Here is an 11976-nt window from a genome sequence, read left to right as displayed (position 1 = left end):
ATTTTACGCCCTGGGGGGTGGCGAAAATCCTGGATCCCCACGCCACAAGGCCTGCACCTGGTGTCAACGGATAACAGGTTTTTTTTCAATTTTTGATCGAGCGCGTGTTTATTGCTCAACCGCTGCGATTCGGGAAATTTCCCAGGCGAAAAAAGCCCGCGCCGCTCCGTCAGCAGCGAACTTATCTGCGTTTGCTTATGAATTTTTTATGACCTTTTCACCTTACAAAAAGCGCATCGCAGCGTCTAAAAGGAAATTGATCTGGATAGGGCCAGCGCGTGATAAACCGGGGGCGGTCGGAAGTGAAAGGAGGACTGGCGGCGTGCAGGACGTTATGCCGTTCAGTTGAGTAAATTGCCGGTCGTAGATTCCATAGCGGCGCGATTTCTCGCGTAATACATCGCGCCGCTACAACACCGCTGCCCACGGGCAGGCAGGCGAAACAGGTCGTTTACGCCTGACGGTGGGTATGCACCATATAATTGACGTCCACCCCGCGGCCAAGGCGGAACTGATTGGTCAGCGGATTGTAGTGCAGGCCAGTCATATTGCGTTCACGCAGGGCGGTTTCGTCCACCCAGTTCAGCAGCTCGGCGGGACGAATAAACTTTTTCACGTCATGGGTACCGCGCGGCACCATGCGCAGCACGTATTCAGCACCAAACACCGCCAGCAGCCAGGCTTTAGGGTTACGGTTGATGGTGGAGAAAAACACCTCGCCGCCCGGTTTCACCAGCTGCGCGCAGGCCAGCACCACGGAACGCGGATCCGGCACGTGTTCCAGCATCTCCATACAGGTCACCACGTCGTACTGACCGGCATGGCTGGCCGCATGGGCTTCAACCGTCTGCTGCACGTAATTGACGCTCACGCCGCTCTCCAGCGCGTGCAGGCGCGCGATCTCCAGCGGCTCGGCGCCCATATCCAGGCCGGTGACCTCCGCCCCTTCGCGCGCCATGCTCTCGGCGAGAATGCCGCCGCCGCAACCGACATCCAGCACTTTCTTACCGAACAGCCCATGGCTGTGCTGGGCAATCCAGCCAAGACGCAGGGGATTAATGCGGTGCAACGGCTTAAATTCACCTTCTAAATCCCACCAGCGTGATGCAACCGCCTCAAACTTAGCAATTTCGGCGTGGTCGACGTTCTGGCGGCTTTCCTGCGGTTGTTCATTCATTGAATCATGACTCCTGACAAAATATGCCACCAGTATAAACGTATAAACCCTGCGAGGCATCTCTCAGCGCAAAGGAAAAGCGCCACAAAACCCTGCTTTACGTTCACCGCACGCAAGCGATGTGATATACTTTCGCACCTTTAAAATCCGGGATTATGTAGAGGGATAGCGGCTCCATGAGCGACCTTGCGAGAGAAATTACACCGGTCAATATCGAAGAAGAGTTGAAAAACTCCTACCTCGATTACGCCATGTCGGTCATCGTTGGCCGAGCCTTACCCGATGTACGTGATGGCCTGAAGCCGGTGCATCGCCGTGTGCTTTTTGCCATGAGCGAACTGGGTAACGACTGGAACAAACCCTATAAAAAATCTGCCCGTGTGGTTGGTGACGTTATCGGTAAATATCACCCACACGGTGACTCCGCTGTGTACGAAAGTATCGTGCGCATGGCCCAGCCGTTCTCCCTGCGCTACATGCTGGTCGACGGTCAGGGTAACTTCGGTTCGGTCGACGGCGACTCCGCCGCAGCGATGCGTTATACCGAAGTGCGCATGGCGAAGATCTCCTCTGAACTGCTGGCTGACCTGGAAAAAGAGACGGTCGACTTTGTGCCGAACTATGACGGCACCGAGCAGATCCCAGAAGTCCTGCCGACCAAAATTCCTAACCTGCTGATCAACGGCTCCTCCGGTATTGCCGTTGGCATGGCGACCAACATTCCGCCTCACAACCTGACGGAAGTGATCAACGGCTGTCTGGCGTTTATCGAAGATGAAAACATCAGCGTCGAAGGGCTGATGGAGCACATTACCGGGCCGGATTTCCCGACTGCCGCCTTTATCAACGGTCGTCGTGGCATTGAAGAAGCCTACCGCACCGGGCGCGGTAAAATTTACATCCGCGCACGCGGCGAGATTGAAACCGACGCCAAAACCGGTCGTGAAACCATCATCGTCAATGAAATCCCGTATCAGGTGAACAAAGCGCGCCTGATCGAGAAAATTGCCGAGCTGGTGAAAGAGAAGCGCGTTGAGGGCATCAGCGGCCTGCGTGACGAATCTGACAAAGACGGCATGCGTATCGTCATTGAAGTGAAACGCGATGCGGTCGGCGAAGTGGTGCTCAACAACCTCTACTCGCTGACGCAGCTGCAGGTCTCTTTCGGCATCAACATGGTTGCCCTGCATCAGGGCCAGCCAAAGATCATGACGCTGAAAGAGATCATTGAAGCTTTCGTTCGCCACCGCCGTGAAGTGGTGACGCGTCGTACCATCTTCGAACTGCGTAAAGCGCGCGATCGTGCGCACATCCTTGAAGGTCTGGCAATTGCGCTGGCCAACATCGATCCGATTATCGAGCTGATTCGTCGGGCTCCGACGCCAGCCGAAGCGAAAAGCGGCCTGCTGGCGCAATCGTGGGATCTCGGCAACGTCGCCGCCATGCTGGAACGTGCCGGTGACGACGCCGCGCGTCCGGAGTGGCTGGAAGCGGAGTTTGGTATTCGCGATGGTCGCTACTACCTGACCGAGCAGCAGGCACAGGCCATTCTTGATCTGCGTCTGCAGAAACTGACCGGCCTTGAGCATGAAAAACTGCTCGACGAGTACAAAGAGCTGCTGGACCAGATCGCCGAACTGATTCACATCCTGCAGAGCGCCGAGCGCCTGATGGAAGTGATCCGTGAAGAGCTGGTGGCGATGCGCGATCAGTTTGGCGATGCGCGCCGTACGGAAATCACCGCTAACAGCGCTGACATCAACATCGAAGACCTGATCAACCAGGAAGATGTGGTGGTCACCCTGTCGCATCAGGGCTACGTCAAATACCAGCCGCTGTCAGACTATGAAGCCCAGCGTCGCGGCGGTAAGGGCAAATCGGCGGCGCGCATTAAAGAAGAAGATTTTATTGATCGTCTGCTGGTGGCCAACACCCACGACACCATTCTGTGCTTCTCCAGCCGTGGCCGCCTCTACTGGATGAAGGTCTATCAGCTGCCGGAAGCCAGCCGTGGCGCGCGCGGTCGTCCAATCGTCAACCTGCTGCCGCTGGAAGCCAACGAGCGTATCACCGCGATTCTGCCAGTGCGCGAATACACCGAAGGCTTCAACATCTTCATGGCGACCGCAGACGGTACCGTGAAGAAAACTGCGCTGCAGGAGTTCAGCCGTCCGCGCAGTGCCGGCATCATTGCCATCAACCTGCGTGAAGACGATGAGCTGATTGGCGTGGCGCTGACCAACGGTAACGACGAAGCGATGCTGTTCTCTGCCGCCGGTAAAGTGGTGCGCTTTGCGGAGAGTGCGGTGCGCGCCATGGGCCGTTCGGCTTCGGGCGTACGCGGCATCAGGCTGGCCGAAGGCGACAAAGTGGTGTCGCTGATTGTGCCACGTGAAGAGGGCGCGATTCTCACCGTAACGCAGAACGGCTACGGCAAGCGTACTGCTAACAGCGAGTATCCGACCAAATCGCGCGCCACGCAGGGCGTGATCTCGATTAAAGTCACCGAGCGTAACGGGCCAGTGGTGGGCGCGGTACAGGTGGTGGACAGCGATCAGATCATGATGATCACCGATGCCGGTACGCTGGTGCGTACCCGCGTGTCGGAAGTCAGCGTGGTGGGCCGTAATACGCAGGGCGTGATCCTGATTCGTACCGCGGAAGATGAAAACGTGGTCGGCCTGCAGCGCGTCGCTGAACCGGTGGAAGAGGAAGAACTCGACGCCATCGACGGCAGCGTGGCAGAAGGCGAAGACGATATCGCGCCGGAAGTCGACAGCGACGACGACGCACCGGAAACAGACGACGAAGAGTAACCGTTCGTTGTCTGTCACAAGCGGCAGGTCAGGGCAACCGACCTGCCGTTTTTTTTGTCTGACTTTCACTCCCAAAGTCGCGTGCCAACTGGCTTTTTCGCCCTGATAAAGCTAGTGTATGAGAACTTTTCAACGTCCCGATAACCCTTGCCGCCAGTGAGTCTCTTTTGAAATATCTCGTCTCCTTTCGCACCACGCTTCGCATCTCGCGCTACCTGTTTCGTGCGCTGGCACTGCTGCTCTGGTCGCTGGGTGCACTGTTGACCACTTTCTACATCATCAATGTGCTGCACGAGAAAGAGAACGCGGTGCGCCAGGAGTTTGCCACCAATTATGGTCAGGCCGAATGGTATGTGCGCCACTCAGCGGATGTGATGCGCGAGCTGAAGTACATCACTGAGAATCGCCTGAGCAGCAGCGTCAACGGGCTGGATATGCTCAACGGCATGCCGGGCGGCAAAAGCACGCTGCCGCAGTTTACGCCGCTGTTTACCGACGGTGACTGCACGTCAATGAGCAACACCTGGCGTAACTCGCTCGATTCCCTGAGCTATTTCATTAACTACTGGAAAAGCAATTTTGCCTCAGCCTATGAACTCAATCGGGTGTTCTTTATTGGCGGCGAAAATCAGTGCCTGGCAGATTTTACCATCGGTAACAATAATCCGGTCGATCGCGAACGCAGCCTGAAGGCGCTGCGCGAAAACGTGCTGCACTACCGCAGCGGCAACGAGGAAGAGCGGCGTAATCCGATGTACTGGATTACCAACAGCAGCCAGCCAGGCATCGGCAACTTCTACATGGTGGTGCCGGTTTACGTCGCCAACAAACTGCAGGCGCTGCTCGGCGTGGAACAGAACATTCGCCTGGATGAATTTATTCAGCCCGGCGGGCTGCCGCTGGTGGCCACCATCACCGATGAAAACTATCGTCCGCTGATCAGCTCACGACGCGGCGGACCCGGTTATTCGCTGGACGATCTGCCGGATAACAGCACCTGGTTTGGTTATCTTGACGGCTATCGTCAGCTGGTGCTGAAAAAGCCGCTGCCGCCGTCCAGCCTCAATGTGGTGTGGTCGCTGTCGACCGATGTGCTGATGGATCAGCTCAAGCTGATGCTGATCAACGCGTTGCTGCTCAATATCCTCAGCGCGCTGATTCTGTTTACCCTGGCGTGGGTGTTCGAACGCCGCATGTTCCTGCCGGCGGAAGACAACGCCCACCGGCTGGAGGAGCACGAGCAGTTCAACCGCAAGATTGTCGCGTCAGCGCCGGTCGGCATCTGTATTTTGCGTACCAGCGATGGCACCAACATCCTCAGTAATGAACTGGCGCATAACTATCTGACGCTGCTGACGCAGGAAGATCGCCTGCGGCTGAACGAAATCATCGGCGGCCAGCAGGTTAATTTTGTCGATATGCTGACCGGCAGTAACACTAACCTGCAAATCAGCTTTGTGCATTCGCGCTACCGCAACGAGAACGTGGCGATTTGCGTGCTGGTCGACGTCTCGGCGCGCGTGCGCATGGAGCAGTCGCTGCAGGAGATGGCGCACGCCGCCGAGCAGGCCAGCCAGTCCAAATCGATGTTCCTTGCCACCGTCAGTCATGAACTGCGGACGCCGCTGTACGGCATTATCGGTAACCTCGATCTGCTGCAGACCAAATCGCTGCCGAAGGGCGTGGATTCGCTGGTCACGGCGATGAACAACTCATCCAGCCTGTTGCTGAAAATCATCAGCGATATTCTCGACTTCTCGAAGATCGAGTCCGAGCAGCTGAAGATTGAGCCGCGTCCCTTCTCGCCGCGTGAGGTGGTCAACCATATTGCCAGCAACTATCTGTCGCTGGTGGTGCGCAAGCGCCTGACGCTGTATGTGTTCATCGAGAACGATGTGCCGCTGGCGCTGGATGGCGATCCGCTGCGCCTGCAGCAGGTGATCTCCAACCTGCTGAACAACGCCATCAAGTTCACCCACACCGGCTGCATTATCCTGCACGCCTATGTCAAAGAGGGATATCTGGCGTTTCGCGTGCGCGACACTGGCGTGGGAATCCCGGCAAAAGAGATCACGCGCCTGTTCGACCCGTTCTTCCAGGTCGGCTCCGGCGTGCAGCGTAATTTCCAGGGCACCGGGCTGGGACTGGCGATCTGTGAAAAGCTCATCAACATGATGGATGGCGACATCGAAGTCGACTCTGAACCGGGCATGGGCAGCCAGTTCGTGGTGCGTATTCCGATCTACGCCGGACAGCAACCCGCGCCGCCGCTGCTGGATGGTCTGCAGGAAAAAGCCATCTGGCTCGACCTGCGCAACGACTATCTGGCGGCCTTCCTGCTGCGTCTGCTCCAGCAGCAGGGCATCCAGGTTGCGCACTATCAGGGGCGGGCTGGGGCGGACGATGTGATGATCTGCGATCACCACGACGCGCCAGCGCAGACGGTACGCGCGCGCATCCGGATCTGCGGTGAACACATTGATATGCCGCAGGAAACGACGCCGGGACAGTGGGTGCACAGCAGCGCGACGCTGCACGATCTGCCGCTGCTGCTGGGCCGGATTTATCGCATTGCCATCGACAGCGAAACGGCGACCACGCTGGAACTGCCGGTGCCGCAGCAGGCCTCCAGCTATGAAGACATCATGGTGCTGATCGTTGATGACCATCCGATTAACCGGATGCTGCTGTCTGAACAGCTTGGCACGCTGGGCTATCAGACCAAAACGGCGCAGGACGGCGTGGATGCGCTCAACGTGCTCAGCCGTAACCATATCGATATCGTACTGAGCGATGTCAACATGCCAAACATGGACGGCTACCGGCTGACGCAGCGTCTGCGCCAGCTGGGGCATGCTTTCCCGGTGATTGGGGTGACCGCTAACGCACTGGCGGAAGAGAAACAGCGCTGTATGGATGCCGGCATGGATAACTGCCTGTCAAAACCGGTGACGCTGGATGTGCTGAAAACCACGCTGGCGCTGTATGCCGAACGTGTTCGCAAAAGCCGGGAAGGATAAGCAGGGCAGAGGAGAGGCGGTGCCGAAGCACCGCCGCAGGGATTACTCTTTGTCGACCTGAGTGGCGCTGACGGAAGAGAGGTAGTTCAGCAGCGCGATATCGTTATCCACGCCCAGCTTCATCATTGCTGATTTCTTCTGGCTACTGATGGTTTTGATACTGCGGTTCAGCTTCTTGGCGATCTCGGTAACGAGGAAGCCTTCGGCGAACAGACGCAGCACTTCGCTCTCTTTCGGTGACAGACGTTTGTCGCCGTAGCCGCCGGCGCTGATTTTCTCCAGCAGTTTGGCCACGCTTTCTGGCGTGTACTTTTTGCCTTTCTGCAGGGCTGCCAGCGCTTTCGGCAGGTCGGTCGGTGCACCCTGCTTCAGCACGATGCCTTCGATATCCAGATCCAGTACCGCGCTCAGGATCGCCGGGTTATTATTCATGGTCAGAACAATAATGGAGAGATCCGGATAGTGACGCTTGATGTACTTGATCAGCGTGATGCCGTCGCCGTATTTTTCGCCCGGCATCGACAGATCGGTAATCAGGACGTTGGCATCCAGTTTGGACAAGCTATTGATCAGTGCTGTTGAGTCTTCAAACTCACCTACCACATTCACCCATTCGATCTGTTCCAGAGATTTACGGATACCGAACAGAACGATTGGATGGTCATCGGCAATAATTACATTCAGGTTATTCATCTTATGGGTTACCTTGCTGCAGCAGTTGGTTGACGTACGCGTCAATTTCACTGGTGGTATTTTTAATGGTTAAATCGTCGCACAGTTTAATGTGCTGTTCTAACTCTTCACAAAGCTGTTTACCCGGCAGTAAATTGAGCATGGCAAACACGCCTTTCAGGCGATGCGCTGTCTGAGCAAGCGAGGGATAGTCCTTCTCCGCCGACTCAGTATACAGTCTCTTCACATCTGGCGGTACTGTCTCCGTAAACAGCTGGAAATAGCCGCCGCTCAGCAGCGGCGTGGCAGCCTCATCGTCGTCGCTCTCCTCTATCGAATCGTGAGCCAGTTGCTTCTCAATCAGGGCCAGCAGCGCATCAAGCAGCGCATTGCTGAGATTGAAATTGACCCGGAATTGCTGGTCGTTGAGGGCGTGATGCCCCATTTCGTCGCCCGCCAGCAACAGCGCCCAGCCCTGCAGGCGCGCCGGATCGTCCGTCACCAGCACATCATGCTCCTGCCCGGACAAGCGCTCATCCGAGGTCAGGCAATTTGCCCCCCAGTTCTCGAGGTGGCGGCAGACAATTTTGTGTACGTCTTCGACCGCGATATCCACCAGCGCCGTCACGCCTTCCAGCAGTTTCTCTTCCTGCTCGCTCTGCTGCTCCAGCGCCAGCGGCAGCTGAATGTTATAGCGCGTGCCGATATCCGGTTTGGCGATAATCTCCAGCTGGCCGCCCATCTGTTTGCACAGCTGCTTACACAGGAAAAACGCCATGCCGGACGCCTGACCGTAACGATCCTGCGTGGTTTCGCCGAGGTAAGGGAAATCGACGTTGGCCAGCTCGTCGCCGGTCAGGCCTGAGCCGGTATCCACCAGCTGGAACAGCACGCTGTTGACTTTGCTGTCGCTGGCTTTGATATCGAGGGAAATCTTGCCCCACTGCGTGGTGGTGAGCGCGTAGTGCATCAGCGTGGTCAGGACTTTACGCAGCGCGCGGCGATCGCCAAAGCGCATCTCGTCGTTGGCCAGCTGATTGTTGACCACCAGCGTCAGCCCTTTGCGCCGCAGCAGCGGCAGGCTCTCCAGCGCAATCTCATCCAGCAGATCCTGCAGGTTAAACACGCCCGCATCCGGCGACCAGTCGTGGGCTTCCAGCCGGTTGAGCAGGACGATATCGTCCACCAGCCGCGCCAGACCCTGGCTCTCATCCAGCAGATCCAGCACGCTCTCGTCGTCATCGCGCTGGCTGAGCTGCACCAGCTGCGTCACCATGCTCTGTAGCGGACGATTAAGCGCATGGCCAAGATTCTGCATCAGCTGCTGGCGCATCTGGTGGTTGCGATCCAGCACCTGCTGCGCTTTTTGCAGCTTCTTATTCACCAGCAGCTCGCGATCCTGATCGCGCATCATAAACAGCTGGGTGTGCGGCGACAGCATGCTGCGCGCGTGGCGAATCTCATACACTTCGTTATTGATGGTAGCCTGCAGCACGCCCTGATGCTGATCGGACATATTGATGATCTTCTGCAGATTGAGGTGCGGCAGCAGATGCTCAGCGATTTTGTTGCTCAGCAGGGTGCGATTGGTACCAAAGTCATACACCAGCAGCCCGACCGGCAGGCTGGCGACGATCTCCTCATTCAGCATACGCAGCGAATCAAGCTCAGCGCTCTGGTTCTCATTCGGTCGCAGTGACTGCTGGCGCAGCAGCGTAATGCCGGCAATAGACAGCAGGAACAGCAACAGGTTGATCAGCAGCGGCCACATCAGGTTGTGCAGGGTATCCATCGCCAGGCTGGCGAGCGGCACCCGGTACACCAGCTGGAGCGAGGTGCTGGGCAGCGTGGCGGCAATCTCCAGGTTCGGGTTAACCAGCGTCACCGCGGTGCTTTCGCTGCTGGCGTCATCGCTGGTGGCGCTGCCGGGCTGGCTGGCATCCTGGCGCAGCTGGAAATTCTCCAGCGGCATACTGCGTGGAATCAAATCGTTAACCGGCAGATCGAACGCCACCACCGTGGCTAAATGACCTGGCTGGTTAAACGTGGTGCGCAGCGTGAAGTAGTGATCGTTCTGCCAGGCAAAGTGGCGCAGTGGCGAGAAGCTTTCGCGTTCGTCCAGCGCATTGGCCTGTTGCAGCATTTCGGCGCGGCGGCTGTCCACCAGCGTATTGATCGCGCTCTCTTTATAGCGCGTCGCCATATCCTTGAGCGGCAGGGTCGAGATCATGATCAGGCTGTTGTCCTGACCATTGAGGAAGTACATCGACCACGCCGGATTTTCAGCGCCCCACAGCGTATCGAGATAATTGGACATGCGCAGCGTCATATCCAGCGTGCTGCTGTCGTGCGAGCCGAAAATCAGCGCTTCGGTCTTGCGGCGGGTTTTCTCCAGATAGTAAACATCCGGGCGCAGACGCGTCTCCTGCAGGCTGCTGCTCGGCGTAGAACCTGCGGCGCTGGTGGCGAGATTTTCATAGATTTGCCAGGTGGCAAAGCGGTAAGCATCAATGCGTTTTTGCATCGCGCGCGCCAGGTCAGTCATGGCGTAGCGCTTTTCCATGATCCACGCATTCACACTGTTGTGCACCATGGCACCGAGCGCGAGAAACAGCACCAGGTTAAACACCACGAAAAAGCGCGTTACGTTGCCGGAGGTCAGCGGAAATTTATAAGGCAGCATAGGTGTCTCAGGATCCTGCAATTAACGCGCGACCAGCCGGGCGCTGGCGGCAACCGCCAGCAGCAGCAGGGCGATAAGTAAAAACGCGCCGCTCAGGCTGAGCCACTGGGAAATAAAGCCGATTAAAGCCGGGCCTGAAAGAATACCCGCATAGCCAAGCGTTGTCATGGCGGAAATCGCCAGATTGGCCGGCATATCCTGTTGATTACCGGCGGCATTAAACAGCATCGGCACGGTATTGGCCAGGCCAAAGCCCACCAGCAAAAAGGCCAGCAGCGCCGCCTGCGGCCACGGCAGCAGCACCGCCAGCGTCATGCCGGCTGCCGCCGCCAGCGCACCGGTCAGCATCACCGGATAGCGGCCAAAGCGCTGAATCACTTTATCGCCCGTCAGACGACCTATGGTCATGGCGATGGAGAAGATGGCGTACCCCAGACCGGCGTGCGCCACGCTCATGCCTGGACTTTGCAGCAGCAGCAGGGCGCTCCAGTCGAGTACCGCGCCTTCCGCAAGGAACAGAATAAAGCACAGGCAACCGAGGAAGGCGACCCAGCCGCGCGGGATCACCAGCCAGGGTTGATCGGGCTGATGCAGGCGCTCTGTCATCAGCGTCGGCAGGCTGCACAGCAACAGCAGCACCATCAGCAGCATGATAACGCCCACCGCCTGCAGCGGTGTCAGACCCGCGCCAAGTAACAGGCTGACCGCGCCGGCGCCAAGAATACCGCCAAGACTGAAGAAACCGTGGAAACCGGACATCATCGGCTTGGCCGCCGCTTTCTCAACCTCAACCGCCTGCACATTCATGGCCACATCCAGCATGCCGAGACCGGCACCGAACACCATCAGCGTGGCGGCCATCAGCCACATCACATCCAGCGTCGCCAGCAGCGGCAGTACGGCCAGCACCACCAGCGTGGAGCACAGCATCACGCGGCGGCAGCCAAAGCGTGCCACCAGCGCACCGGTCACCGGCATTGCCGCCAGTGAACCAATGCCAAGACACAGCAGCAGGCCGCCCAGCGACGCGCCCGTCAGCTGGAGACGCTGGCTGGCAAACGGCACCAGCGGCGCCCAGGCAGACATGCTTAAACCGGCGATGAGAAAAACGAGGCGTGTTCCCAGATTGACACGCTGATGCAATTTGTTGGGCTGTGCGGCGTCCAGTGCTGTCATAAAGGTGTCGTTGTCATAAGTCGTTCGAGCGACGAAGTTTAGCATTAAAGCTGGCGCGGCACCGCTCAATGAAGGCGAAGAGCAGGGCAAAAATGGTCGCCAGAAACGAGCATATTACCGATCTTTTGCCAGGCGCTGCGCTTTTCCAGACATTTCCTGGACTTCATAAGCTCTCTGGCTCTTAGTAAACCGACAGATTCAGTGAAAATTTGGCTTAAGTTGGGGTGAAAGTCGATTACTGCGGCAACGCTAACTGACTGAATAGTGGTAAAGAATATTCCGCAAACGGTTGGGGAAACGCATCGGCTATATTCCTGTTCAACTTTATTACGCCCGGAAATTAACATTGTGCAATCATGGCTAAGTAATGAACAAAACGTGGGAAAACGAACAAATAATGGCGTCCTGAGTGGCGGTTAATTTAACCTCAGT

Annotated in this window: 6 protein-coding genes; 2 read left to right on the top strand and 4 right to left on the bottom strand. The window is 57.3% G+C overall.

What is annotated here, in order from left to right; all coding sequences use genetic code 11:
- Positions 1–451: 451 nt before the first annotated feature.
- A complete protein-coding gene (gene ubiG / locus QMM04_RS06055) occupies positions 452–1177 on the bottom strand; it encodes a bifunctional 2-polyprenyl-6-hydroxyphenol methylase/3-demethylubiquinol 3-O-methyltransferase UbiG (RefSeq protein ID WP_021509232.1) in 726 nt (241 codons plus the stop codon).
- A 176-nt stretch (positions 1178–1353) separates the two neighbouring features.
- On the opposite strand from ubiG, the gene gyrA reads away from it, so the two are divergent.
- Positions 1354–3993, top strand: a complete 2640-nt coding sequence (gene gyrA / locus QMM04_RS06050) for a DNA topoisomerase (ATP-hydrolyzing) subunit A (protein WP_021509233.1) — start codon at positions 1354–1356, stop codon at positions 3991–3993.
- Positions 3994–4160: 167 nt separating this feature from the next.
- Positions 4161–7013: a two-component system sensor histidine kinase RcsC gene (gene rcsC, locus QMM04_RS06045; protein ID WP_021509234.1), complete on the top strand. Its 2853-nt coding sequence runs from the start codon at positions 4161–4163 to the stop codon at positions 7011–7013.
- Positions 7014–7055: 42 nt separating this feature from the next.
- Here the strand turns inward: rcsC and rcsB are convergent, their stop codons facing one another.
- From rcsB to QMM04_RS06030, 3 genes are read right to left on the bottom strand one after another with little or no spacing between them, the layout of a single operon-like run.
- Positions 7056–7706: a response regulator transcription factor RcsB gene (gene rcsB / locus QMM04_RS06040; protein WP_013509853.1), complete on the bottom strand. Its 651-nt coding sequence runs from the start codon at positions 7704–7706 to the stop codon at positions 7056–7058.
- A 1-nt stretch (position 7707) separates the two neighbouring features.
- Positions 7708–10365, bottom strand: a complete 2658-nt coding sequence (gene rcsD, locus QMM04_RS06035) for a phosphotransferase RcsD (protein ID WP_282995829.1) — start codon at positions 10363–10365, stop codon at positions 7708–7710.
- Positions 10366–10389: 24 nt separating this feature from the next.
- Positions 10390–11544, bottom strand: a complete 1155-nt coding sequence (locus QMM04_RS06030; RefSeq protein WP_058775802.1) for an MFS transporter — start codon at positions 11542–11544, stop codon at positions 10390–10392.
- Positions 11545–11976 lie beyond the last annotated feature (432 nt).

The sequence above is a fragment of the Pantoea sp. Pa-EAmG genome (assembly GCF_030024295.1).
In the GTDB taxonomy this organism is placed as follows: Bacteria; Pseudomonadota; Gammaproteobacteria; order Enterobacterales; family Enterobacteriaceae; genus Pantoea; species Pantoea dispersa.
The sequence above is the reverse complement of the archived record's forward strand: the minus strand, read 5'-3'. Positions and strand labels throughout refer to the sequence as shown.